The 26,111-nt window shown below is 58.1% G+C and carries 21 protein-coding genes and 1 other RNA gene; 7 read left to right on the forward strand and 15 right to left on the reverse strand.

Annotation, left to right across the window (positions count from 1 at the left end):
* Positions 1-39: 39 nt before the first annotated feature.
* Genes BFV64_RS09305 through BFV64_RS09325 form a run of 5 tightly spaced genes read right to left on the reverse strand, consistent with a single transcriptional unit; the run spans position 40 to position 4,814 of the window.
* Positions 40-810, reverse strand: a complete 771-nt coding sequence (locus BFV64_RS09305) for a 3-hydroxybutyrate dehydrogenase (RefSeq protein ID WP_023332776.1) — start codon at positions 808-810, stop codon at positions 40-42.
* 10 nt (positions 811-820) lie between these two features.
* Positions 821-2,212 (reverse strand): GntP family permease, encoded by a 1,392-nt coding sequence (locus BFV64_RS09310; RefSeq protein ID WP_069601951.1) that lies wholly within the window; start codon positions 2,210-2,212, stop codon positions 821-823.
* A 44-nt stretch (positions 2,213-2,256) separates the two neighbouring features.
* A complete protein-coding gene (locus tag BFV64_RS09315) occupies positions 2,257-3,438 on the reverse strand; it encodes an acetyl-CoA C-acetyltransferase (protein WP_023332778.1) in 1,182 nt (393 codons plus the stop codon).
* A 9-nt stretch (positions 3,439-3,447) separates the two neighbouring features.
* Complete coding sequence (locus BFV64_RS09320; RefSeq protein WP_014883500.1) at positions 3,448-4,104, reverse strand: 3-oxoacid CoA-transferase subunit B; 657 nt, start codon at positions 4,102-4,104, stop codon at positions 3,448-3,450.
* A gap of 2 nt (positions 4,105-4,106) precedes the next feature.
* Positions 4,107-4,814, reverse strand: a complete 708-nt coding sequence (locus BFV64_RS09325; protein ID WP_014883501.1) for a CoA transferase subunit A — start codon at positions 4,812-4,814, stop codon at positions 4,107-4,109.
* Positions 4,815-4,954: 140 nt separating this feature from the next.
* Between BFV64_RS09325 and BFV64_RS09330 the strand changes: the two genes are divergently transcribed.
* Positions 4,955-5,878, forward strand: a complete 924-nt coding sequence (locus BFV64_RS09330; RefSeq protein ID WP_023332779.1) for a LysR family transcriptional regulator — start codon at positions 4,955-4,957, stop codon at positions 5,876-5,878.
* On the opposite strand, the gene BFV64_RS09335 is transcribed toward BFV64_RS09330, so the two are convergent.
* The 8 genes from BFV64_RS09335 to ppsR all read right to left on the reverse strand — a co-directional run bounded on the left by BFV64_RS09335 (position 5,845) and on the right by ppsR (position 13,975).
* Positions 5,845-6,624 carry a heme ABC transporter ATP-binding protein gene (locus tag BFV64_RS09335; protein ID WP_023332780.1) on the reverse strand — a complete coding sequence of 260 codons (780 nt, stop codon included), beginning with the start codon at positions 6,622-6,624 and terminating at the stop codon, positions 5,845-5,847. The genes BFV64_RS09330 and BFV64_RS09335 overlap by 34 nt on opposite strands.
* Positions 6,617-7,609 carry a FecCD family ABC transporter permease gene (locus BFV64_RS09340; RefSeq protein WP_023332781.1) on the reverse strand — a complete coding sequence of 331 codons (993 nt, stop codon included), beginning with the start codon at positions 7,607-7,609 and terminating at the stop codon, positions 6,617-6,619. The genes BFV64_RS09335 and BFV64_RS09340 overlap by 8 nt, the downstream gene beginning before the upstream one ends.
* Positions 7,609-8,430: a heme/hemin ABC transporter substrate-binding protein gene (locus tag BFV64_RS09345; RefSeq protein WP_045281801.1), complete on the reverse strand. Its 822-nt coding sequence runs from the start codon at positions 8,428-8,430 to the stop codon at positions 7,609-7,611. The genes BFV64_RS09340 and BFV64_RS09345 overlap by 1 nt, the downstream gene beginning before the upstream one ends.
* Positions 8,427-9,455 carry a hemin-degrading factor gene (locus BFV64_RS09350; protein WP_069601952.1) on the reverse strand — a complete coding sequence of 343 codons (1,029 nt, stop codon included), beginning with the start codon at positions 9,453-9,455 and terminating at the stop codon, positions 8,427-8,429. Before BFV64_RS09350 ends, BFV64_RS09345 begins: the two co-directional genes overlap by 4 nt.
* A gap of 35 nt (positions 9,456-9,490) precedes the next feature.
* Entirely contained in the window at positions 9,491-11,473 is a 1,983-nt protein-coding gene (locus BFV64_RS09355; RefSeq protein WP_069601953.1) for a TonB-dependent hemoglobin/transferrin/lactoferrin family receptor, read from the reverse strand.
* 72 nt (positions 11,474-11,545) lie between these two features.
* Entirely contained in the window at positions 11,546-11,734 is a 189-nt protein-coding gene (gene hemP / locus BFV64_RS09360; RefSeq protein ID WP_032636863.1) for a hemin uptake protein HemP, read from the reverse strand.
* A 208-nt stretch (positions 11,735-11,942) separates the two neighbouring features.
* Positions 11,943-12,989, reverse strand: coding sequence for a 3-deoxy-7-phosphoheptulonate synthase AroH (aroH, locus tag BFV64_RS09365; RefSeq protein ID WP_045281996.1), 1,047 nt, complete (start codon positions 12,987-12,989; stop codon positions 11,943-11,945).
* 152 nt (positions 12,990-13,141) lie between these two features.
* Positions 13,142-13,975 (reverse strand): posphoenolpyruvate synthetase regulatory kinase/phosphorylase PpsR, encoded by an 834-nt coding sequence (ppsR, locus tag BFV64_RS09370; RefSeq protein WP_014883510.1) that lies wholly within the window; start codon positions 13,973-13,975, stop codon positions 13,142-13,144.
* Positions 13,976-14,310: 335 nt separating this feature from the next.
* Here ppsR and ppsA point away from each other — a divergent pair, with 335 nt between their 5' ends.
* From ppsA to BFV64_RS09385, 3 genes are all read left to right on the forward strand, one after another.
* A complete protein-coding gene (gene ppsA, locus BFV64_RS09375; protein ID WP_014883511.1) occupies positions 14,311-16,689 on the forward strand; it encodes a phosphoenolpyruvate synthase in 2,379 nt (792 codons plus the stop codon).
* A 233-nt stretch (positions 16,690-16,922) separates the two neighbouring features.
* Positions 16,923-18,323: an MFS transporter gene (locus BFV64_RS09380; protein WP_069601954.1), complete on the forward strand. Its 1,401-nt coding sequence runs from the start codon at positions 16,923-16,925 to the stop codon at positions 18,321-18,323.
* A 3-nt stretch (positions 18,324-18,326) separates the two neighbouring features.
* Positions 18,327-20,702: a glycoside hydrolase family 3 N-terminal domain-containing protein gene (locus BFV64_RS09385; protein WP_069601955.1), complete on the forward strand. Its 2,376-nt coding sequence runs from the start codon at positions 18,327-18,329 to the stop codon at positions 20,700-20,702.
* Between the two features lie 5 nt (positions 20,703-20,707).
* Here BFV64_RS09385 and rprA read toward each other — a convergent pair.
* Positions 20,708-20,815: antisense sRNA RprA (rprA, locus tag BFV64_RS09390), an RNA gene on the reverse strand.
* A 209-nt stretch (positions 20,816-21,024) separates the two neighbouring features.
* Entirely contained in the window at positions 21,025-22,140 is a 1,116-nt protein-coding gene (gene ydiK, locus BFV64_RS09395; RefSeq protein WP_014883514.1) for an AI-2E family transporter YdiK, read from the reverse strand.
* Positions 22,141-22,340: 200 nt separating this feature from the next.
* Between ydiK and ydiJ the strand changes: the two genes are divergently transcribed.
* The 3 genes from ydiJ (at position 22,341) to BFV64_RS09410 (ending at position 26,084) form a co-directional block, all read left to right on the forward strand.
* A complete protein-coding gene (ydiJ, locus tag BFV64_RS09400; RefSeq protein WP_045281999.1) occupies positions 22,341-25,397 on the forward strand; it encodes a D-2-hydroxyglutarate dehydrogenase YdiJ in 3,057 nt (1,018 codons plus the stop codon).
* Positions 25,394-25,804, forward strand: coding sequence for a 1,4-dihydroxy-2-naphthoyl-CoA hydrolase (menI, locus tag BFV64_RS09405; RefSeq protein ID WP_014883516.1), 411 nt, complete (start codon positions 25,394-25,396; stop codon positions 25,802-25,804). The genes ydiJ and menI overlap by 4 nt, the downstream gene beginning before the upstream one ends.
* Before the next feature lie 85 nt (positions 25,805-25,889).
* Entirely contained in the window at positions 25,890-26,084 is a 195-nt protein-coding gene (locus BFV64_RS09410) for a YdiH family protein (protein ID WP_003857766.1), read from the forward strand.
* Positions 26,085-26,111: the final 27 nt, after the last annotated feature.

Consider the following 26,111-nt stretch of genomic DNA (forward strand, 5'->3'; position numbering starts at 1 on the left):
TCTGGCCGGGTAGCGGCTTCGCCTTACCCGGCCAGAAACTCACTGTGCCACCCAGCCGCCATCCATATTCCACGCGGCGCCGCGAACGTTAACGGCGCTGTCGCTGCATAAAAACAGCGCCAGTTCGCCCAACTGCTCCGGGGTGACAAATTCACCTGAAGGCTGCTTTTCCCCGAGAAGCTGGTCTTGCGCCAGTTCCGGCGGGACGCCATCCGCGATGCGCTTATCGATTTGCTGTTGTACCAGCGGGGTCAGCACCCACCCCGGGCAGAGGGCATTGGCGGTCACGCCGGTGCGTGCGGTTTCCAGCGCCAGGGATTTGGTAAAGCCCACCACGCCATGCTTGGCGGCAACGTAGGCGGACTTCTCTTTCGACGCAACCAGCCCGTGAACGGAGGCGATATTAATGATGCGTCCCCAGTTTTGTTCACGCATGGCGGGCAACGCCAGCCGGCTGGTGTGAAACACCGCAGAAAGGTTAATGGCGATAATGTCGTTCCATTTCTCCACCGGGAAGGTCTCCACCGGAGCCACATGCTGTATCCCGGCATTGTTAACAAGAATATCCACGCCGCCAAACTGCGATTCGGCGTAGCGCATCATGGCTTCAATCTGCAACACGTCACGCAGGTCGGCATCGTGGTAGCCCGGCTTTTTGCCCAGTTGTGCAATTTCTTCTCGCGCTGATCCGCTGTCACCGAAACCGTTGAGAATCAACTGCGCCCCTGATTTCGCCAGCACGCGAGCGATCCCCAGGCCAATGCCGCTTGTCGAGCCGGTCACCAGGGCGATTTTACCGTTCAGATTCATTTTTCTCTCCTTACACAATGCCGGTCAGATAGAACACGGCAATGACAAAAAGCACTGCCAGGCTTTTAATGATAGTGATAGCGAAAATGCCGCCGTAGGCCTGACGATGGCTCAGGCCGGTGATGGCCAGCAAGGTAATCACCGCCCCGTTATGGGGAAGCGTATCCATCCCGCCGCTTGCCATTGACGCCACGCGGTGCAACACCTCAAGCGGGATTTTGGCCGCGTGGGCGGCAGCAACAAAGGTGTCCGCCATGGCCGCAAGGGCAATACTCATTCCGCCGGACGCTGAGCCGGTGATCCCGGCGAGAACGGTCACGCTGATGGCTTCGTTCAGCAACGGGTTCGGGATGGCAGACAGCGCTTTAGATAACACCAGAAAACCGGGCAGGGCGGCGATAACCGCGCCGAAACCGTATTCCGAGGCGGTATTCATCGCCGCGAGGATGGAGCCGCTCACCGCCGTTCGGCTGCCTTCTGCCAGACGTCCCCGGATATTGCGAAAACCAAAAATCAACACCAGCACAATACCGGAGATCAGCGCCGCCTCCACGGCCCAGATGGCGGTGATCTTGCTCACCTCGGTCACAATCGGTTTCACCAGTCCTGGCAGGGTAAGCTCATGACTCGTACCGTACCAGCCGGGGATCCAGCGGGTAAACAGCAGGTTCAGTATGCCCACGACCAGCAGCGGGGAGAGAGCAATCAGCGGATGCGGGAGATGAATATTGTCCGGCGTTTCAGGTTCGTTTTTCAGGTCCGCGCCATAACCTTCATTGTTATTGATCGCCTTACGCCGCTGCCGCTCCAGCCAGAGCAGGCCAAAGAAGATAATAAACAGAGAGCCGATAAGACCCAGCCACGGGGCCGCCCAGGCGTTAGTGCCAAAGAAGCTGGTGGGAATAATGTTCTGGATTTGCGGTGTGCCGGGCAGGGCGTCCATGGTAAACGAGAACGCCCCCAGCGCCACGGTAGCGGGGATTAACCGTTTAGGAATGCCGCTCTGGCGGAACAGTTCGGCGGCAAACGGGTACACCGCAAATGCCACCACGAACAGCGACACGCCGCCGTAGGTTAACAGCGCACACACCAGGACTATCACGGGGATAGCGTGCCGACGACCGAGGATCTGGATCGCGGCGGCAACGATGGATCGTGAAAAACCGGAAAGCTCAATCAGCTTGCCAAACACCGCCCCCAGCAGGAACACCGGGAAATAGAGTTTAACGAAGCCGACCATCTTTTCCATAAACAGGCCAGTAAACGTCGGGCCGACGGCACCCGGATCGGTCAGCAGCACGGCACCAAGCGCCGCAATCGGCGCAAACAAAATCACGCTGTATCCGCGGTAGGCCGCCAGCATCAGTAATCCCAGCGCCGCCAGGGCTATTAACACACTCATTACGACTCCTTACTTTAATTATTATTCGGGTACCAACGAGAGGTTTAACGCTCAACGGTCAGGGCAATGCCTTGTCCGCCGCCAACGCACAGGGTGGCAAGTCCCTTTGTTACCCCCCGGCGCTGCATTTCATGGAGCAGGGTCACCAGGATGCGACAGCCGGATGCGCCAATCGGATGGCCCAGGGCGATGGCGCCACCGTTAACGTTGACGTTCTGTTCATCCCAGCCAAGCTCTTTGCCCACCGCCAGTGCCTGTGCGGCAAAGGCTTCGTTGGCTTCAATGAGATCGACGTCGTCGAGCGTCCAGCCCGCCCGCGCCAGCGCCGTCCGACAGGCGCTGACCGGGCCGATGCCCATCATCGACGGATCAACGCCCGTCACGGCGTAACTCACAATGTGGCCAAGGACAGGTAACCCGCTTTCCCGCGCCTTTTCCTCGCTCATCAGCAGTACCGCGGCGGCCCCATCGTTAAGGGTGGAGGCGTTCCCCGCCGTGATCGTGCCCTCGTCATGCAAAAATGCGGGGCGGAGCTGTGCAAGCTGCCCGGCGGTGGTTTCCGGGCGTGGCTGTTCATCATGGCGGACAATCTGTGGCGCACGTTTGCCCTGTTTCACCGTCACTGGCGCTATCTCGGCGTCAAACCGACCAGTCTCAATGGCGGACGCCGCCTTTTGCTGTGACCGGAAGGCGAAGGCATCCTGTTGCTCGCGGGAAATGCCGTACTCACGGGCGACGTTTTCCGCGGTGATGCCCATGTGGTAATCGTTGAATGCGTCCCACAGGCCGTCGGTAATCATGCTGTCCTGCAGGCCCGTATGCCCAAAACGCAGCCCTGAACGTGCGCCATCCAGCAGATACGGGGCGTTACTCATGCTCTCCTGACCGCCAGCGATAACCACGTCTGCGTCACCGCAGCGGATTGCCTGGGCGGCGAGCTGTACCGCTTTCAACCCCGCGCCGCACACCAGATTGACCGTTGTCGCCGGGGTGCTGACGGGTAATCCGGCAGTGATGGCCGTCTGGCGGGCGGGGTTTTGCCCGCACCCGGCCGTCAGCACCTGACCGAAAACCAGTTCGTCTATTTGCTCTGGGTGAAGGCCGCTGCTCTCCAGCAGACGCTGTACCGTGACGGCACCCAGCTCAACGGCTGAAAGGGGCGAGAGCGATCCGCGAAAACTGCCAATGGGGGTTCGCGTTGCCCCGACAATCATGACCTTTTTCATGTTGAGTCCTCAGTTGAAGCGCATCTCGCGAACGTCGTCCGCCACAATGATTTTTCCGGCCGTTTTACGGACAATCTCGTCGATACCGACACCCGGGGCGTACTCCCGCAGGATGAACGCGCCGTCCGCTATCTCCAGCAACGCGAGATCGGTCAGGACCCGACGGATGCAGCCCACACCGGTGAGCGGCAGCGTGCAGCGCGGCAGCAGTTTGGAGTCACCGTTTTTTGCAGCGTGGGTCATCACCACAATGATGTTCTGCGCCCCGGCAACGAGATCCATCGCGCCACCCATCCCTTTCACCATCTTTCCGGGGATCATCCACGAGGCAATGTTGCCCTCGACATCGACTTCAAATGCGCCCAGCACGGTCAGATCCACATGGCCGCCGCGGATCATGGCAAACGACTGGGCCGAGTCGAAAATGGCCGCGCCGGTCCGCGCAGTGACCGTCTGTTTACCGGCGTTGATCATGTCGGCATCAAGGCTCTGCTCATCGGGAAAAGCCCCCATTCCGAGCAGACCGTTTTCCGACTGCAGCATCACGTCCATTTCCGGGGGAATATAATTCGCCACCAGCGTAGGGATGCCGATCCCCAGGTTGACGTAATACCCGTCGCGCAGTTCGCGGGCAACGCGCATCGCCATCTGTTCTCGGGTTAACATCGTCAGACTCCTTGCGCGCGCAGCGTGCGCTGTTCAATGCGTTTTTCAAACTGGCCGACAATCAGCCTGTCGACGTAAATTCCCGGCGTATGAATAGCCGACGGAGGCAGTTCACCCGGCGGAACAATCTCTTCCACCTCCACAACCGTGATTCGGCCCGCCGTTGCCATCAGTGGATTAAAATTTTGCGCGGTATGGCGATAGATAACGTTGCCGTACCAGTCCGCTTTCCAGCCCTTAACCAGCGCGAAATCACCGGTAATGGCCTCTTCAAGAATGTAATTTTTACCGCCAAACTGGCGCACATCTTTGCCCGCTGCCACGGGGGTGCCATAACCGGTAGCCGTATAAAACGCCGGAATACCGGCCCCGCCCGCGCGGACCTTTTCTGCCAGCGTCCCCTGCGGAGTAAGTTCGATTGCCAGTTCCCCGCTCAGTACCTGCTGCTCAAACAGCGCGTTCTCGCCGACGTAAGACGCCACCACTTTGCGAACCTGGCGCGTTTCGAGCAGTATCCCCAGACCGAAACCATCCACGCCGCAGTTGTTCGACACGACCGTCAGATCTTTCACCTGACGGCGTCGAACCTCTGCAATCAGGTTCTCAGGAATACCGCACAGCCCGAAGCCGCCCGCCAGCAAGGTCATGCCGTCCGTCAGCCCATCCAGCGCCTGCGCATAGCTGCTGACGCGCTTATCCAGTCCTGCCATAGTCATCCCTCCCGTTAACCGTGCCGGTATCATTAGGGGTGGCGACTCATTTGTTAATTTTGAATTTGTGACCCACTCATTTGGATTTCTTATTAATTTCCTGTTAACTAAATTTTTTCAATTAGTTAACAGGATGAAAAATGAGAATGAGTGTCAAACAGTTACGCGCGTTTTTAGCGGTAGCTCACACTCTCAATTTCGCGCACGCCAGCGAACGCTTAAATCTTTCCCAGCCAGCGCTGAGCCTGACGATTAAAAGCCTGGAAGATGCGCTCGGTGGGCCGCTGTTGCAGCGGAGCACGCGCAAGGTTGCCCTCACGCAGGAGGGAGAAACATTTCTGCCGATGGCGCGGCAGCTGCTGGCCGACTGGGATAACGTGGAAGAGGCAATGCACCAGTGCTTTACGCTCCAGCGCGGCAAAATCTCGGTCGCGGCGATGCCGTCGTTTGCCGCCAACGTTTTACCGGAAGTGCTGAAAGCGTTTCGCGATCGCCATGCCGGGGTCAACGTCACCGTGCATGATGTCATCAACGAGCAGGTGATTGAGATGGTGCGGGAAGGGCGGGTTGAGATGGGGATTGCCTTTGAGCCGGCACCCACGCATAACCTGCTGTTTACGCCGCTGGGGCTGGACAGGTTTGTCGCCATTGTGCCGAAAGATTCCGCGCTTGCGGGAAAAAAGCGCCTGGCATGGGAGGAGTTGCTGACGCTGGATTTCATCACCCTGCAGCGCCCTTCGGCGGTACGTCTGATGATGGAGGAGGAGCTGGCGCGGAGCGGCAGAAAGCTGGACGTGGCGCTGGAGAGTCATCAACTGGTGACGGTAGGGCGCATGGTCGCCAGCGGGCTGGGTGGCAGCGCCGTGCCGGCGCTCTGCGAGGCGCAGATGGCTTCCCTGGGCGCGGTCTGTATTCCGCTGGATAACCCGCCCATTGAAAAGTGCATCGGGGTGATCCATCCCGGGCACACGCAGCTCTCTAAAGCGGCGCATGCCCTGCTGGAAACGCTGAAGGATTTTTATCACCCCACTCAGGGAGCGAGGAACACCTGCGGCACGGCATGAGCCGGATGGCTGCCGACCAGCACCTGCGCGCCATACCAGCGCGCCAGCGTCCCGGCCTGCAAAACGTCCTCCGGTGCCCCCCGGGAGACCAGCCTCCCGTTATGCAGCAGCAGGATACGATCCGCCCACAGTGCCGCCAGATTAAGATCGTGCAGAACCACGCAGACGTGGAGATGCCCCCGACGGGTCAGAGTTTTCATCAGGCGCAGCAGATGTTGCTGGTGGAAGAGATCCAGTGCGGAGGTCGGTTCATCAAGAAACAGCCAGCCGCGTGGGGCGCCGTCGCACCAGAGTTGGGCCAGTGCCCGAGTGAGCTGGATCCGTTGCTGCTCGCCTCCGGAGAGTGCCGAATAGCGTCTGCCCGCCAGGGGTAAACAGCCTGTGATCGCCATGACCTCCTCAACCACTGACGCCTCAGGGGAGCGCGTCCAGGGGGCGCGCCCCATACCGACCACGGCTTCCACCGGCCAGTCGAATCCGGGCTGCGTATTTTGACGCATCACTGCCCGGTAGCAGGCGAGGGTCTCCGTTGGCCAGTCCGCAAGCGGCGTGCCTGCCAGACTGCACCGCCCGCTTGCGGGTGTGAGATAGCCGGTCAGCAGCCGTAATAATGTCGATTTCCCGGCACCGTTAGGGCCAATCAACGCGACCAGCTCACCCTGAGATAAGGTCAGTGATACATCGTCGATCAGCGTCCGTTGCCCGGCGTGAAAGACCAGGTTTTCCGCACAATAGCGTTCAGCCATGCGCACCTCCACGACGAAAGATAAGCCACAGGAACCACGGCGCACCGAGAAGGCTGGTCAACAACCCAACGGGCATTTCCGCCGGGGTGACCAGAGTGCGCGCCAGCGTATCGGCAGCCAGCAGCAGTAACGCTCCGGCCAGCACCGAGCCGGGGATCGCGGCCCGGTGGTCGGCCCCTAGCCACATACGCATCAGGTGTGGGACCACAAGGCCAACAAAGCCAATCACGCCGCTGATGGCCACCGCCGCAGCGACCAGCAGGGCGCTGCACAGCAGCAGGATCCGCTGTACCCGGGCAACATCCACCCCGAGATAGTGCGCCTCTTCATCACCCAGCTGCAGCAAATTGAGTGGGCCAGCCAGCCGCCAGATAATCAGAACCGCAGGCACCATCAGCGAGGTCACCGCAAGCAGGGTGGACCACTGCGCCTGCCCGAGGCTGCCCATTCCCCAGAGCGAAAGCTGGCGAAGCTGCGCATCGTTGCTAAGCCAGGAAAGGAGACCGACGGCCGCGCCGCACAGGGCGTTGATGGCGATCCCCACCAGCAGTAAACGGGACAGGGAACCGTGACGCTGCTGGCTGAGCAGGAAGATCACAACGGTTGCAGCCAGCGCGCCGAGGAATGCCGCAACCATCGGGGCGTAAAGCATCATCAGGGCCGGCAACGTGACAGGAATAACCACCCACAGCGCGACCGCCAGCGCCGCGCCGCTGCTGATCCCAAGCAAACCCGGGTCTGCCAGCGGGTTGCGGAACAGTCCCTGCATCACGCACCCGGCCAGCGCCAGCGCGCCGCCAATCACCAGCGCCAGCAGCACGCGGGGCAGGCGAATGGTCAGCCAGATCTGACGCATCGCCTCATCGCTGCCGTTCCACAGCAGGCTGACCGGCAGAGGCAATGCTCCAAAGCCTGTTGCCGTAAGGGTCATGATGCTCAGAATTGCGGCCAGCATCCACAGCGACAGTGCGATCCGCCGGGACATCAGGGCAGTTGCTCCGCTTTAACACGCAACTGCCGGATGGCTTCCGGCGTGCGCACGCTGAAACCCAGCAGCGCCATGTCATCAATCGCCAGCAGCTGTTTGTGCCGTCCCGCCGGGGTTTGCGCCAGTCCGGGCAGCTTCCACAGATTCGCCTCGCCACCCAGCGCGTTCACGCCGTCCTGCGAAATCACCACCAGGTCGGGCTGGCTGGCAATAATCCCTTCCTGCGACAGTGGCTGATACCGCGTGAAACCCTGCATCGCGTTCTGCAACCCGGCGGCACGAATGGCGGCATCGGCGCCGGTTTGCTGTCCGGCGGCCATGGCGGTCATTCCCCCGTGGTTGAGGATAAACAGCACCCGCTTGTTGAGCGGTTCTGCGGGCAGAGCCGCCACCGCCTGACGTAGCGAGCGGCGCAGGCTCTCTCCCTGCGCTTCACGGTGGGTGGCCTCGGCAATAATGCGGATCTTTTCGTCAATGACGCTCAGATCGTTGCGGCCAGGAACGGTAATCACCCTGACGTGACTGCGTTCAACCTGCTTTAACGCCAGAGACGGCTGCGCCTGGTCGCTGGCCAGCACCAGCGTGGGACGCATGGACAAAATCCCTTCGGCGTTAAGCTGGCGCAAATAGCCCACGTCCGGGAGCGCGTTCGCTGCCTGCGGCCACTGGCTGGTACTGTCGCGTGCGACCAGCGAAGAGTCCGCGCCAAGCGCATAAACAATCTCCGTGACGTCGCCGCCAAGGGTGACAATTTTCTCCTGCGCGGCGGCAAACGCCACCAGCGGCAGGGCGGTCAGCAGGGCAAACCACGTTTTCATGCGGCCAGCCCTTTTGGCGTCAGGGCATCAATCTGGCTACGCCACTGGCTCTGCTCCGGCTCGCCTTCCGTACGCTGACCATAGAGTTGGGCAATTTGCGTGCCGTCTGCGGCAAACAGTTCCAGGCTGGTGACGTGACCGTCTGCAGTCGGTTTGCGCGTGACCCAGCTCTCCGCAATCGTTTCCTCCAGCAGATGCAGGGTAAAGGTGGGGTTAAAGATGTTCAGCCAGCCTTTCAACGGCACGACTTTCTCCACCGCGCCGGTGAAGATCTGCACGCAGCCGCGGTTACCCACGAAGATCATGATTTCGTTGCCGTGCTGGCGCGCGGTTTCCAGCAGCAGTGCCAGCGCATTGTTTTCAACCTGGCAGGCGAGGTCGTCGCCCACCAGGCGAAATGCCTGCTGGCGGCTGAGGTTGTGGCGTTTCAGCAGGCCGAAGAACTGGTGCACGTCAGTCATCGCACGCCACGCTTTGTCCACGAGGGCGGCATCTGCATTTTCGGCATACAGCGGGGTCTCGGCAACCTTCAGCTCAAGCGGCGGGTTATCGGCAAAGATAAAGCGGGTCAACACGTCAGCCCAGGCGGCGAGGTCGGTGTTGTCCGTGGTGTAAACTTTCAGTACGGCATCACCCTGATGATCAAAAAACTGAATGCTCTGCCGCTCGCCGCGTGCGGTGGTTTCGCTGAGATGAAACGCGCTTGCCCACTGGTTGAGGAACAGGCGCAGATCCAGTCCGCGCGGGTTCAACACCAGCCCGGCGTGGCCGTTCAGGTGCTGATGGGTGAAGCTGCCTGACTGTTCGTGAACGGCGTAGTCGTTGCGGCAGATGCATTTTGTTTCCCCTACGGCTTCAAGCGCGCCTAAGATCTCGCGAATTTCACCGCGCAGTCGCCAGGCATCATGACCCATGCGCGCAAAGGTCAGTTCTGCTTCACTGAGGTTCATTAACCCTGCAATATCGCGCGCATACTTACCCGGGTTTTCTTCTTTTAGCGCCAGCCAGCGCGTGTAGTGATCCATTGTCTTTTCCTTCTGAATAGTTTCCCCGCGGGGAATTACCACTGATAACTCACAAAAATCTTGCCGTTACGACCGTCCTGCGGAATACCCTGAGGAGACCAGTACTCCTTGTCGAAGGCGTTACCCAGCACCAGCGTGGTGGTGATGCCCTTTAGCTGCTCCTGGCCCTTATAGCTGATGTAGATGTCGTTGACCGCATAGCCCGGCTGTTTGCTGTAACTGCTGCTGACATGGGTTGAACGATCGACAAAGGTGCCGATCCAGCCCACGGAGAAGCCGCTTTGCGCCACCGGAATATCCAGCCTGCTGGTGACGGTGTCCGGGTTGATGCTGGAGATGTACTCGCCGGTATCGGTATCTTTTCCGCGCGTGCGGTTATAGGCCAGATCGAGGTTAAACAGGTCGGCCGAGTATTTTGCCATCACGTCCCAGCCCCAGATTTTGGCGTTCGGAACGTTGTACGACATGGTGGTCGCCGCGGCAAAATTGACGGTGGTGGAGATGTAATCTTTGGCTTTGGTATCGAAATAGCTGGCCTTGAACTCCAGCCCGTCGTTGGCGAGCATCAGGTCGTCAAAGCGCAGGCCAAAACCAAACTCCTGCGTTTCGTTGGTTTCCGGGCGCAGGTTCGGGTTAGGCACCCAGTAGTTAGTGTAGAAACTGCCGATGGAGAAGTGTTTGGCGTCGTTATACATCTCGCCCATGGTCGGGGCGCGGAAGGCCTGAGCGTAAGAGCCAAACAGCATCAGCCAGTCGGTAGGGCTGACGGTTAACCCGGCGCGGGAGGACCACTTGTCGGCATCCACGTCGTCGTAGCCCTCGCTGCTACCCCGATAGTTGTCATAGCGCGTGCCGCCCAGCAGGGTAACAGGCAGATCGCGCAGGGTGATTTCATCCTGCAGCCAGCCGGAGCTAAAGTCGATTTTCGCCTCCGGGAAGCCGGTGGTGGTGCCACCCGGACGTTGTTCCTGACGATAATATTCCCCGCCGTAGGTCAAAAGGTGAGAGGCAAAGGTGTCGCCGAACAGGCGGGTACGGTTTTCTACTTTGCCGCCTTTGGTGGTCTGCTTGCGGAACTCACCGGTGCTGTCGATGTTCTGGGCATTTATGCGCACCTCTGACCAGTAAACTTTTGCATCGGCGTTCAGCCAGTCGTTCCCTTCCGGCGCCAGACGGTAACCCAGCTGTGCATCACGCTGGATGGTGGAGCGGTCGGTGATGGGGTTGCTGCTGGTGGCATCGGGGGTTTGCGGGTTTTTCGGCTCCTGCGCGGCGTTGTTGTAGTAGCGCAGGGAGCCGCTTAACGTCTGAGCCGGGTCGATTTTCCAGCTGCCTTTCGCCAGCATGTTATTAATGGATTCGTCGTTTGGGGCACGCTTGCCGTCGCTCTGGCGGATATCGCCGCGGTCACGGCTGGACCATGACACCAGACCGTCAAGCGTATCGGTGCGGCCATAGGCGCTGGCCCCCATCCCGAGGCTATGATCGCCTGTCGCACCGGTACCAAATACGCGGTAACCGCTGTTTTTGCCCGGTTCCAGGAGATCTCTGGCGTCAACGGTGTCATAGGAAATCACGCCACCCAGCGCACCGCTGCCGTAGAGCAGCGCCGACGGACCGCGCACAACTTCGATACGTTTGATCAGCGCCGGGTCGAGGAACGTGCTGTTGAGGTGTCCGGTGTCGATACCCTGACGCACGCCGTCAACTAGCACCAGCACGCCGCGTCGGTCATAACCGCGCAGATTAACGTCCTGACCGTTGGTGCGGCCGGTGCCGTCCAGCGTCAGGCCTGGCACGTTACGCAGCAGGTCGGCGGCAGAGCTGGCGGTCTGTTTTTCCGGGGCAGCGGCGTCAATCACGCTCACCATCATTGGGGCTTCGAAGGCGCTACGGGCGTTGCCGGTAGCGGTGACGGTTATTTCATCTGCGGCAGCAAACGCGACGCCCGGCAGGGTACTGACAATCGCCAGCGCCAGAAGTGACGGGCGTAAACATGCGGTATGCAGGTGTGGCATAGCAACTCTCCATAAAGAATCGAAAGCGCTGGCTGCCTGGGGATCACCTGGGTGGCTGGCGAATGTTTTGGTTTATTTTGTGAGGATCAATTTTCCGGCATTCGTCTGGCGCAGCAGGTAGTGCTGGCCGGCATGCTCGATAATCACCCGCCCCTCATCACCCAGCAGGCTTTTGCTGTCGATGCGACGATCGGTGGAGGCAGGGGCGGGCGCTGTGTGTGTTTTTGCTGGCGTTGCCGCGCGGTTATCCGTAGGTGACATAATGTTTATAAATAACAATCAATGTAACAATGATAATCATTATCAATAAACTGCAATTTCACGGCAAGCGTTTTTGTGAAAATAATGTGACGGGATCAAATTTTGGGGGAAGGTGCGGTCTGATGCCCTCACCCCGACCCTCTCCCACAGGGAGAGGGAGAAGGGCACGAACCGTAGGCCGGGTAAGCGCAGCGCCACCCGGCGGGGGTCAGAAGCGCGTATCTATCGCAGACGCCAGCTTTTCCAGCAGCAGTTCGCTGTCTTCCCAGCTCAGGCACGGATCGGTGATTGACTGGCCGTACACCATCTGCTGTCCGGCAACGATTTTCTGCGTGCCTTCCTTGATAAAGCTTTCGGCCATAATACCCGCGATGGCGGTTGAACCGCTGCGGATCTGCTGGCAAATTTCATCGCAAACGTCCAGCTGGCGGCGGTGCTGCTTCTGGCAGTTACCGTGGCTAAAGTCCACCACCAGATGTTCCGGCAGATCGAATTCGGCCAGTGTTTCGCACGCGGCGGCGATATCGTCGGCATGGTAATTGGGTTTCTTCCCGCCACGCATAATGATGTGCCCGTAAGGGTTACCGCTGGTCTGGTAGATAGTCATATGACCACTTTTATCCGGCGACAGGAACATGTGGCTGGCACGCGAGGCGCGGATCGCGTCAACAGCGATACGGGTGTTGCCATCGGTCCCGTTTTTAAAGCCGACCGGACAGGAGAGGGCGGAGGCCATCTCGCGGTGGATCTGGCTTTCAGTGGTGCGTGCGCCGATCGCGCCCCAGCTGATCAAATCGGCAATAAATTGCCCGGTCACCATATCGAGAAATTCAGTCGCCGTTGGGACGCCCAGCTCGTTGACCTGGAGCAGCAGCTTGCGTGCCAGTTCGATACCGTGATTCACACGATAGCTGCCGTTGAGATCGGGATCGGAAATCAGCCCTTTCCAGCCCACCACGGTACGCGGTTTTTCAAAGTAGGTGCGCATCACAATTTCAAGGCGATGCTGATACTTATCCCGCAGTCCCTGAAGGCGTTTGGCATAATCCAGTGCTGCATCCAAATCGTGGATAGAGCAAGGGCCAATCACGACCAGAAGACGCTTGTCTTCACCGTTCAGGATTTTTTCAATACGTCGGCGGGAGGCCGTAACATATTCCGCAACCGCGGCGGAAACGGGGTGCCGCTGAGCCAGTTCAGCCGGAGTGACCAGGCTGTCAATGCGCGCCGTGCGGAGTTCGTCGGTTTTATTCATGATTTGTCTCAGAAAATTTTTGCTTCATCGGCAGACTACCGGGAAGTGATGGGCATCACATTAAACCAATCCCTGCTGATTTCAAGTTCGGGGCGATACCGCCCCGTTGTTGCAGAGGATGATACCCGAATCTGAGTTAATGTACTAGCATATTAGTACATGCGACGATTAAGTCCCATGATGTCGAGAATTTTGGTGGCGATCTCTTCTACCGAATAGTTAGTGCTGTTCAGCCACGGGATCTGGTTTTTGCGGTACAGCGCTTCCACTTCGGAGACCTCCATGCGGCACTGGCGCATGGAGGCGTAGCGGCTGTTCTCGCGGCGCTCTTCGCGGATCGCGGCCAGACGCTCCGGGTTAATCGTTAGTCCGAACAGTTTGTGCTGCAGCGGCTTGAGCGCAGCAGGCAGCACCAGGTTATCCATGTCGTCGGCAATAAAGGGGTAGTTGGCGGCGCGAATGCCGAACTGCATCGCCAGATAGAGGCTGGTCGGCGTTTTACCGCAACGCGACACGCCAAGTAAAATCACCTGTGCCTGGTCGAGATTGCGCAGAGAAATACCATCATCATGCGCCAGGGTGTAGTCGATGGCGGCAATACGCGCATCGTATTTGGTCAGGTTGCCAGGGTTCAGCCCATGGGTACGGTGGGCGATAGGCGTCGGGTCAAGCTTCAGCTCGCTCTGGAGCGGGGCCACCAGCGCCTGGACGATATCCTGGCAGAAGCCCTCGCTTTGCAAAATGATGTGGCGAATTTCGGGGATAACGATGGAGTAGAACACCAGCGGACGGACGCCGGTCTGCTGGTAGATGGCGTCGATCTGGTCCTTCACCGCTTTGGCGCGGCTCTCATTTTCCACGAACGGCAGCGTGATGCTGTTAATCGATACGGGGAACTGCGACATGACCGCGTGGCCCAGCACCTCGGCGGTGATCGCCGTACCATCAGAAATATAAAAAACGTGACGATCGACAGCATTATCCATTTTACCCACCCTGAATATCATACGTAATTGTCTGAAAGCATAAATTAAAAAAGTAATTTACACAGCAAAGAACTTATCCTAATTATGAATGAAACACTGTTTTTGATTTTCCTGAAAAGTGGATTTCATTTTTCAAATGGCGACTTTATTTTTGTGGTTAACGGCTGAATATAGAGGAATCATCGGGTTAATCGCTGGTGGGAAACTATCCGAAAAGTTGAAAATTTAAATTGCTTACACGATTCACCGTTTTTTTAGCGCAAATAAATATGCCAGTATAAATACGTAGTCAGGTGTTACTTACTCCGATCAAATATCACAAAAGGATTGTTTCGATGTCCAACAATGGCTCGTCACCGCTGGTGCTTTGGTATAACCAACTCGGCATGAATGATGTAGACAGAGTTGGGGGCAAAAATGCCTCCCTGGGTGAAATGATTACAAATCTGTCCGGTATGGGTGTTTCCGTACCAAACGGGTTTGCCACAACCGCCGATGCGTTTAACCTGTTTTTAGACCAGAGCGGTGTAAACCAGCGCATTTACGACCTGCTGGATAAAACGGATATTGATGATGTGACCGAGCTTGCTAAAGCCGGGGCGCAGATCCGCCAGTGGATCATCGACACACCTTTCCAGCCGGAACTGGAAAAAGCCATTCACGATGCTTACAACCAGCTCTCCGCTGACGATGCGCAGGCCTCCTTTGCCGTGCGTTCTTCCGCAACCGCAGAAGATATGCCGGACGCGTCGTTCGCCGGGCAGCAGGAAACCTTCCTGAACGTTCAGGGCTATGATGCGGTGCTGGTGGCCGTGAAGCACGTATTTGCTTCCCTGTTCAACGACCGCGCCATCTCCTATCGCGTGCACCAGGGCTACGACCATCGCGGCGTCGCGCTCTCCGCTGGCGTCCAGCGCATGGTGCGTTCAGACGTAGGCTCATCCGGCGTGATGTTCTCCATCGATACCGAATCGGGGTTCGACCAGGTGGTGTTCATCACCTCTGCATGGGGCCTGGGTGAGATGGTGGTGCAGGGCGCGGTGAACCCTGACGAATTTTATGTACACAAGCCTACGCTGGCCGCGGGTCGCCCGGCGGTGGTGCGCCGCACCATGGGCTCGAAAAAAATCCGCATGATCTATGCCCCAACTCAGGAGCATGGCAAGCAGGTTAAGATTGAAGATGTGCCGCAGGAGCAGCGCGACCGCTTCTCCCTGACCGACGCCGAAGTGCAGGAACTGGCGAAGCAGGCGGTGCAGATTGAAAAACACTACGGCCGTCCGATGGATATCGAATGGGCGAAAGACGGGAACACCGGCAAGCTGTTTATCGTCCAGGCGCGTCCGGAGACCGTCCGTTCTCGCGGTCAGGTGATGGAGCGTTATACGCTGCACGCCCAGGGCAAAATTGTGGCGGAAGGTCGCGCGATTGGTCACCGCATCGGTGCCGGTCCGGTGAAAGTGATCCACGACATCAGCGAGATGAACCGTATTGAGCCAGGCGACGTACTGGTGACCGACATGACCGACCCGGACTGGGAACCGATCATGAAGAAAGCGGCGGCCATCGTCACCAACCGCGGCGGTCGTACCTGCCATGCGGCGATCATTGCCCGCGAACTGGGTATTCCTGCGGTTGTCGGCTGCGGTGACGCAACCGAACGCATGAAGGACGGACAGAACGTAACCGTCTCCTGTGCCGAAGGCGATACGGGCTACGTGTATGCCGATATCCTCGACTTCAGCGTGAAGAGCTCCAGCGTGGATACCATGCCGGATCTGCCGCTGAAAATTATGATGAACGTCGGTAACCCGGATCGTGCGTTTGACTTCGCCTGCCTGCCGAACGAAGGCGTTGGCCTGGCGCGTCTGGAATTTATCATCAACCGCATGATCGGCGTGCACCCGCGTGCGCTGCTGGAGTTTGACGACCAGGACGCGAAACTGCAGAACGAAATCCGCGAGATGATGAAAGGCTACGACTCGCCGAAAGAGTTCTACGTTGGCCGTCTGACCGAAGGGATCGCCACGCTGGGCGCGGCGTTCTACCCGAAACGCGTGATCGTGCGTCTGTCTGACTTTAAGTCAAACGAATACGCCAACCTGGTCGGCGGTGAGCGCTACGAGCCGGAAGAAGAGAACCCAATGCTGGGCTTCCGCGGCGCCGGACGCTACGTGTCCGACAGCTTCCGCGACTGCTTCGCGCTGGAGTGTGAAGCGGTGAAACGCGTGCGCAACGACATGGGGCTGACCAACGTCGAAATCATGATCCCGTTCGTGCGTACGGTGGATCAGGCGAAAGCGGTAGTGGACGAGCTGGCGCGTCAGGGGCTCAAGCGCGGTGAAAACGGACTGAAGATCATCATGATGTGTGAGATCCCGTCCAACGCCCTGCTGGCCGAGCAGTTCCTCGAGCACTTTGACGGCTTCTCTATCGGCTCGAACGACATGACGCAGCTGACGCTGGGTCTGGACCGTGACTCCGGCGTGGTCTCTGAGCTGTTCGATGAGCGTAACGAGGCGGTGAAAGCGCTGCTCTCCATGTCCATCCGTGCGGCGAAGAAACAGGGTAAATACGTCGGGATTTGTGGTCAGGGTCCTTCTGACCATGAAGACTTTGCCGCCTGGCTGATGGAGGAGGGGATTGATAGCCTGTCCCTGAACCCGGACACCGTGGTGCAAACCTGGCTGAGCCTGGCGGAACTGAACAAGTAACGCCAGCATGACCCGAAAAGGCGAGGATATTATTCCTCGCCTTTTTTATTTCATTTCATATTTGCTCCCCATCACAAATAAAGTAAAAAACCAAATATCATAATTTGTCTGTTAATTTAGACAATTGTTAGCGCGCAAAGCGTTGCTAATACTTGAGCCTTACTGCGCATTTCTCTTCAGAAGATGCGCAACTGGTTGAAATACGTTTTAACCTGATAAAAAGGCAAATAACAATGACACTTTCCTCTGTATTGCGTACCAAAGATAAAATAGGTTATGGCTTAGGTGATATGGCCAGCGCGCTGGTCTGGCAAACGGCCACGTTATTTCTTGCTTACTTCTATACGGATGTTTTTGGTTTACCCGCGGCCATTATGGGGACCATGTTTTTAGTGGTGCGCGTGGTTGATGCGTTTGTCGACCCGTGCATTGGCGCACTGGTTGACCGCACCCAGACGCGTCATGGTCGTTTCCGTCCCTGGCTGCTGTGGTTTGCCATTCCTTTTGGCGTGAGCTGCCTTATCACCTTCTATGTACCGGACGTCGGGCCGACGGCTAAAATCGTTTATGCCTGCCTGACCTACGCTATCCTGAGCCTGATTTACTCCGCGATTAACGTGCCTTACTGCGCCATGCCGGGCGCACTGACGCTGGACCCGCGCGAGCGTCACTCCCTGCAGTCATGGCGCTTTGGTCTGTCATTTATTGGCGGGTTGATTGTGACGGTTATCGCATTGCCGCTGGTCTCACTGCTGGGCCAGGGCAACGTGCAGAAAGGCTATTTCTATGCCATGAGCCTGATGGGGCTGCTGGGCATTGTGCTGTTCTTCTGTTGCTTCCTGATGACCCGCGAGCGGTATTCTCCGCGCAATGATACCTCCGGCTCCATGCTCACCGATTTAAAACTGCTGGGCCGCAACAGCCAGTGGCTTATTGTGTTCCTGTTTAATATTTTGCTGCTGACCGCGGTGGTAACGCGCGGCTCCGCCACGATGTATTACGTGAACTACGTGCTGTTGCGCCCGGATCTGGTATTTGCCTTTATTGTTTCCGGAATGGTGGCCTCCTTAAGCGGCGCATTATTATCTGAACGGCTGCTGGGGAAATTTGACCGCGTTCGTGCTTACCAGTGGACGATTATTTCCTTCGTCATTTTCGGCGCGCTGATTTTCTTCCTGCCGCCTTCGCAGGTCTGGCTGATCTTCGGCCTTAACATTGTCTTTAGCTTTATTCAAAACCTCACCACACCGCTCCAGTGGACCATGTTCTCCGATGTGGTCGACTACGAAGAGCATCGCAGCGGCCGTCGCCTGGACGGGCTGGTCTTCTCCACCGCGCTGTTTGCCATCAAATTTGGCCTGGCGCTCGGCGGGGCGGTGGTGGGCTGGGTACTGGGCATGGTGGATTATACGCCGGGCCAGGCAGCCCAGACGCCGCACGTGCTGTCGACCATTAACGCGCTTTTCACCCTTATCCCATGCGCGCTGTTCCTCTGCATGGTGGCGCTACTTTCCATCTACAAGCTTAACAGCCGGCTGGTGGATTCCATCGCCCGTGAGCTGGCCAGCAAGCGTGAGGTCAGACCCGAAGCGGGGCAGCTCAGCCCGGCAACCCCTTCCGCACTACAGGAGTAAAACATGACAGCTATCTATAAGGACGCGGGACGTCCCGTGCACGAGCGCGTCGCCGATTTACTGGCGCGTATGACCCCGGAAGAGAAGTTCGCCCAGATGCATGCCTACTGGCTGATCCTCGACGAAAACGGTAACCACCGCGAGAGAAGCGATCTGAGCGACGAATTCGCCGGTGTGAGCGAGCAGGCGTCGCTCGGGGAACGGCTAAAACTGGGCGTCGGGCAGATCACCCGCCCGCTGGGCACCCATATTGTTGACGCAAAAACCGGCGTGCGCGCGGCGAACCGCCTGCAACGTATGATGATGGAAGAGACCCGTCTCGGCATTCCTGCGCTGTTCCACGAGGAGTGTCTGGTAGGACTGCTGTGCAAAGACGCAACGCTGTTCCCGTCCTCGCTGAATTACGGTTCCACCTGGAACCCTGAACTTGTGCAGCGTGCAGCAGAGCAGATTGGCAAAGAGGCGCGCTCTGTGGGCTGCCAGCAGGGGCTGGCCCCGGTACTGGACGTTTCCCGCGACGTGCGCTGGGGCCGCACCGAAGAGACCTTCGGGGAAGATCCGTGGCTGGTGGGGGTGATGGCGACGGCATACGTCAAAGGGTTGCAGAGCGACAAGCGCGATCTGCTGGCGACGCTTAAGCATTACGTGGGTCACTCGTTCAGCGAAGGGGCGCGCAACCATGCTCCGGTCCACCTGGGCTTTAGCGAGCTGAACGACACCTTCCTGCTGCCGTTTGAAATGGCGGTCAAGCTGGCCAATGCCGGTTCGGTGATGCCCGCCTATCATGATATTGATAATCAGCCGGGACACAGTGACAGCTTCCTGTTGACCACCGTGTTGCGTGAGCACTGGGGTTTCGATGGCATCATTGTCGCGGATTATGGCGGCGTCAGCCTGCTGCATCAGCACCATGGCATTTCCCACGATGCGGCGGAATCGGCCGCACTGGCATTTAACGCCGGGCTTGATGTTGAACTGCCGAAAGATGACTGCGCACGACACCTCGCAGAGGCCGTTGAGCGTGGGCTGATTTCCATGGACAAAGTCGATGAAATCGTGGGGCGCGTGCTGACCGAAAAATTCCGGCTGGGGCTGTTTGAACACCCGTATGCCGACGAAAACGGGATCGATCTGCAAAACGAGGCAACCCGCCAGGTCGCGCGGGACGTGGCGACGCAATCTGTCACGCTTCTGGAAAACAACGGCATTTTGCCCCTCGGTGGAAAACCGCGCGTGGCGCTGGTGGGCCCGACCGCAGACGATCCGCTGGCCCTGCTCAGCGGCTACAGTTTCCCGGTTCACCTGATTATCAGCGATATGGTGGAGGAGACTTCGCAGGTGACGACTCCGCGCGCGGCGCTGGAACATTACCTGGGCACAGCGAACGTGCGCTACGCCAAAGGGTGTCACATTATCGAAAAACGCATGGCGGGTGCACCTGTCTTCCCTGGCGACAGCGGCGGTAAACCGATGCAGCAGTCACCGGTTTCGCAGAGTACCGCCTTGATCCCCGAGGCGGTAAACACTGCGCAGCAGAGTGATGTGGTGGTGGCCTGCGTCGGCGACCTCGCAGGGCTGTTCCAGAGCGGCACGGTAGGGGAAGGCTCCGATACCGACTCGCTAAACCTGCCCGGCGTGCAGCAACAGCTACTGGACGCGCTGGTGGCAACCGGAAAACCGGTCATCGTTGTCATGACCGGCGGGCGTCCCTACAACCTGCAGGGGATGGAGGATAAGGTCGCGGCGTTGATGATGGCATGGGCGCCAGGGCAGGAAGGTGGCTGGGCGATTGCGGACGTGCTAACCGGTCGCGCCGAGCCGCAGGGGCGCCTGGTGGTGAGCATGCCGAAAAGCGCCGGCGCGATGCCGTATTACTACAATCACAAGCTGAAAAGCGGCGGGACGCCGTTCGCGTTCCACTTCGGTGCACGTTATCCGTTTGGTTTCGGTCTCGGCTGGACGCAATTTAGCTGGGGAGCCGCGAAGGTAGCGGCAGCGAGCGTGCCAGTCGACGGCGAGGTGGTCATCAGTCTGGATGTCACCAATAACGGCGAACGCAGCGGCAGCGAAGTGGTGCAGGTTTACGTCAGGGATAAGGTCGCCACGCAGGTACGACCGCTCCAGGAGCTGAAGGCCTTCCAGCGCGTCACGCTCTCGCCGGGGGAGACCGCCACGCTGAACTTTACGCTGCCGGTGGAGATGTTTAACTTCACCCGTCGTGATGGCAAGCGCATTGTTGAGCCGGGTGAGTTTGAACTGCAGATTGGCGCATCGTCGGCGGACATCCGTGAGATCGTGTCGGTCAACGTCACCGGGGAGACGCGGGTTGTACCTGCTGAATGGCGGATGATCAGTACCTGTGAAGTGACACGCGCGTAGTCAGGATAAAAAAAAGCCCATCGTGGGAGATGGGCAAAGACTACACACAGCAATTCGTTGTTTCACTCAGGGGATTTCCATGCTTATAAATCAAGGTGTTGATCTATAACCGTGAGCTAATAGTAGGCATGTGCGCTTTTAGCGTCGATCAGATTCGTCTCAATAGTTAAAGAGAAGTAAAGATTTCTTGAGGTTTATAGCAGACTTACTGTTGAAAGGGCGGGTCTGACCAGTGTACAACGAATAAATACTTTAGCAGCGTTTAAGTATTATGGGGAAGAATGTAGGCCGGGTAAGCGTTAGCGCCACCCGGCAACAAAACTTAATGCGTGTTCTTCTCTTCCAGCTCTTCCAGTTCGCCCAGAATCACGTCCGGGTCAGTTTCCGGCGGTGGAATTTCATGCACCCAGGCGGAGAACAGACGCCAGGTCACGGCGAGCAGTACCGGGCCAATAAACAGGCCAATCATTCCGAAGGCAATCAACCCACCGATCACCCCGGAGAGGATCAGAATCAGCGGCAGGTCTGCGCCCATGCGGATGAGGATGGGGCGAATCACGTTATCCATGGTGCCGACCACGCAGCTCCACACCAGCAGAACCGTTCCCCACGTGGTGTCACCTGTCCAGTAAAGCCAGATAATGCTGGGAACCAGCACCAGTAAGGGGCCCAGTTGCGCAAGACAGGTCATCAGCATGACAACGGTAAAGACGGTCGCGTACGGGACACCGGAAATCGCCAGGCCGATACCGCCCAGCACCGCCTGTACCAGGGCCGTTACCACCACGCCAAGCGCCACGGCGCGCACGGCCTGTGCCGCCAGCAGCACGGCGGCATCGCCGCGTTTGCCCGCCAGTCGGGTGGCAAAGTGACGAACGCCTAACGCCACCTGCTCGCCGCGCCAGTAGAGCAGGGCGCTGAACAGCAGCATCAGGGTACAGTGCATCATAAAGCGACCAATATGGGCCGCCTGACCCACAAACCAGGTGGTGGTGGTGCCAATATACGGACGCACTTTCGCCATCAGCGCGCTGCCGCCCATCTCCAGCAGGCTGTGCCAGCCGCTATAGAGTTTGGCACCCACAACAGGGATGCTGTTCAGCCAGGCGAGATCCGGCAGCGTCAAATCGCCACTGGTAACGGCACGAATCACCGGACCACTGGAGTCCACAAGGCTATTAACCAGCAAGGCAATCGGAATAATAAACAGCAGGAACAACAGCAGCGTCATCACCAGTACGGCGAGACCGCGACGGCCGAACAGCAGTTTCTGCAAACGCAGCAGCAAAGGCCAGGTAGCCACCACAACGGTTCCGGCCCAGGCGAAGCCGAGAATAAAGGGTTGAACGATCCACAAGCATGCAATAATCATGAGGGCCAGGAACAGCACCGACAGCAAAATTTGCGCAACATCCCTGGGCTGGCGAACATTGACCATAAATAAAACTTTCCTTAAAAGAACGCCAGTATGGCTGGCGGGAACGGAAAACCGCGTCTCTCTAATCATTAATGATCTCAGCGGTTTTTGACAGGCGGATTTTGCCCGTAATTCTACGAAGCACATAAGAAAAAAATGTGATAAAACTTTCCAGACACAACGCAAACGATTTCACATTACTCTAATTAGGGTCGACAGTAATGATCCCACAGATTTCTCAGGCACCTGGCGTCGTTCAACTGGTGCTTAATTTTTTGCAGGCACTGGAGCAACAGGGTTTTACAGGTGATACCGCCACGAACTATGCCGACAGGCTGACGATGGCCACCGATAACAGTATCTACCAGCTTCTTCCCGATGCCGTCGTTTTCCCTCGTTCAACCGCCGACGTAGCGCTGATTGCCCGGCTGGCCACGCAAGAGCGGTTCGCCTCTCTGGTCTTTACGCCGCGTGGCGGCGGCACCGGGACCAATGGTCAGGCGCTGAACCAGGGCATTATTATTGACATGTCGCGCTATATGAACCGCATCATTGAGATCAATCCTGAAGAGGGATGGGTGCGGGTTGAAGCGGGCGTCATCAAAGATCAGCTAAATCAGTATCTCAAGCCTTACGGTTACTTCTTCGCGCCGGAACTCTCCACCAGTAACCGTGCGACCCTTGGGGGCATGATCAATACCGATGCGTCCGGTCAGGGGTCACTGGTCTACGGAAAAACCTCCGATCACGTCCTGGGCGTGCGTGCGGTTCTGCTGGGTGGCGATATTCTTGATACCCAGCCGATGCCGGTCGAACTGGCGGAAACGCTGGGTAAAGACAACACCACCATCGGGCGTGTTTATCGCACGGTGCTGGAGCGCTGTCGTGACAACCGCCAGCTGATCCTCGATAAATTCCCCAAACTGAACCGCTTCTTAACGGGCTACGACTTGCGTCACGTCTTTAACGACGATCTGACGCAGTTCGATTTAACCCGGGTGTTGACCGGCTCTGAAGGCACGCTGGCGTTTATCACCGAGGCGCGGCTGGATATCACCCGTTTACCGAAGGTGCGTCGCCTGGTGAACGTCAAATATGACTCCTTCGACTCCGCGCTGCGTAATGCACCGTTTATGGTTGAGGCGCAGGCGCTGTCGGTAGAAACCGTCGACTCTAAAGTGCTGAATCTGGCGCGGGAGGACATTGTCTGGCACTCCGTGCGGGAGCTCATTACCGACGTGCCGGATAAAGAGATGCTGGGTCTCAATATCGTGGAGTTTGCTGGCGATGACGCGGAACTGATTGAGAGCCAGGTGACGACGCTCTGCCAGCGTCTGGATGATCTTATTGCGCAGGGTGAAGGCGGCGTGATTGGCTGGCAGCTCTGTAACGATCTGGCCGGTATTGAGCGTATCTATGCGATGCGCAAAAAAGCCGTGGGCCTGCTCGGCAATGCAAAAGGCGCAGCGAAGCCGATTCCGTTTGCCGAAGACACCTGCGTGCCGCCTGAGCATCTGGCGGATTATATCGTTGAGTTTCGCGCGTTGCTGGACAGCCACGGCCTGAGCTACGGCATGTTCGGCCACGTCGATGCCGGGGTGCTGCACGTGCGCCCGGCGCTGGACATGTGCGACCCGCAGCAGGAGATCCTGATGAAGCAGATCTCTGACGATGTGGTGGCCTTGACCGCCAAATATGGCGGTCTGCTGTGGGGGGAGCACGGGAAAGGGTTCCGCGCGGAATACAGCCCGGCCTTCTTCGGCGAACAGCTCTATGCGGAATTACGCAAGGTCAAAGCGGCCTTCGACCCGCATAACCGCCTCAATCCCGGAAAGATCTGCCCGCCTGAAGGCGTGGATGCGCCAATGCGCCAGGTGGATGCCGTAAAACGCGGGACTTACGACAGGCAGATCCCAATTGCGGTACGTGCCTCCTGGCGCGGCGCGTTGGAGTGTAACGGCAATGGTCTGTGCTTTAACTTCGATGTGAAAAGCCCGATGTGTCCGTCGATGAAAATCACCAGCAACCGTATCCATTCTCCGAAAGGGCGGGCGACCCTGGTGCGCGAATGGCTGCGCCTGCTGGCCGATCGCGGCGTTGATCCGCTCAGGCTGGAGCAGCAGATACCGGAAAAACGGGCCAGCCTGCGCTCGCTGATTGAGCGCACCCGCAATAGCTGGCATGCCAGTAAGGGCGAGTATGATTTCTCCCATGAGGTGAAAGAGGCGATGTCCGGCTGTCTGGCCTGTAAAGCCTGCTCGACGCAATGCCCGATTAAGATCGATGTGCCGGAATTCCGCTCGCGCTTCCTGCAGCTCTACCACACGCGCTATCTGCGCCCGGTGCGAGACCATCTGGTGGCAACCGTGGAAAGTTACGCACCGCTGATGGCGCGCGCGCCTAAGACCTTTAACTTCTTTATCAACCAGCCGCTGGTGCGCAAGCTCTCCGAAAAGCATATCGGTATGGTCGATCTGCCGCTGCTGTCGGTGCCGTCTCTGCAGCGCCAGCTTGTCGGGCATCGCTCGGCAAACATGACCCTGGAACAGCTTGAGGCGCTCACCCCCGAGCAAAAAGCGAATGTCGTGCTGGTGGTGCAGGATCCGTTCACCAGCTACTACGACGCCCAGGTGGTCGCGGACTTCATCCGCCTGACCGAAAAACTGGGGTATCAGCCCGTGGTTCTGCCGTTCTCGCCCAACGGCAAGGCGCAGCACATTAAAGGCTTCCTGACGCGTTTTGCGAAGACCGCGCGGAAAACCGCTGACTTCTTAAACCGTGTGGCGCAACTGGGTATACCCATGGTCGGCGTCGATCCGGCGCTGGTGCTTTGCTATCGCGATGAATATAAACAGACGCTGGGTGATAAGCGCGGCGAATTCCACGTCATGCTGGTGCATGAGTGGCTGCCGGCAGCCCTGGAAGCGCGCGCGATTCAGGATGTCAGCGGTGAACCGTGGTATCTGTTCGGCCACTGCACGGAAGTGACGGCGCTGCCCGGCGCCCCGGCGCAATGGGCATCCATTTTTGCCCGGTTCGGGGCGAAGCTGGAGAGCGTTAACGTGGGCTGCTGTGGGATGGCCGGTACGTACGGTCATGAAGTGAAAAACCACGCCAGTTCGCTCGGCATCTATGAGCTGTCCTGGCACCAGGCCATGCAGCGTTTGCCGCGAAACCGCTGTCTGGCGACGGGCTACTCCTGTCGCAGCCAGGTGAAACGGGTAGAAGGTAACGGCGTACGCCACCCATTACAGGCTTTACTGGAGATAATTGGATGATCTGGAAACGTGCCGTCACGCTGCAGGCGCTGAATGCCATGGGAGAGGGGAATATGGTGGGGCTGCTGGATATCCAGTTTACCCGCATTGGCGACGATGATATTGAGGCCACAATGCCTGTCGATCATCGGACTCATCAGCCGTTTGGTTTATTGCACGGCGGTGCGTCCGTGGTGCTGGCCGAAACGCTGGGCTCGGTTGCAGGGTATCTCTGCACCGAAGGGGAACAGAAGGTGGTCGGGCTTGAGGTGAATGCCAACCACATTCGCTCAGTGCGCAGCGGACGCGTACGCGGTATTTGCCGCGCGCTCCATGCCGGCAGCCGTCACCAGGTGTGGCAGATTGATATCCTCGATGAGCAGGATCGCCTATGCTGCTCGTCGCGTCTGACGACGGCGGTCGTGTAAAGTTTTCAGATGAATTGCCTTTGGTCAAAAACTAGCCAGCAGGTTGTGATATACTGGTCAGGATTTGTACATAAGCGAGGACATCATGGATACTGAAATAACCCCAACACAGCTGGCAATTGAATATTTACGTCGCGATAAGAGCAACCTGTCTCCGGCGCAGTACCTGAAAAAGCTGAAACAGCTTGAGCTGGAATTTACAGATTTGCTGGCGCTCTCTTCGAATGAACTGAAAGAAGAGATCTACTTTGCCTGGCGGTTGGGCGTTCACGTCCATTGAGTGAGTGTTGTTGAAAAGGCCGCAATT

This window comes from Enterobacter kobei, from assembly GCF_001729765.1.
GTDB classification, from domain to species: Bacteria; Pseudomonadota; Gammaproteobacteria; order Enterobacterales; family Enterobacteriaceae; genus Enterobacter; species Enterobacter kobei.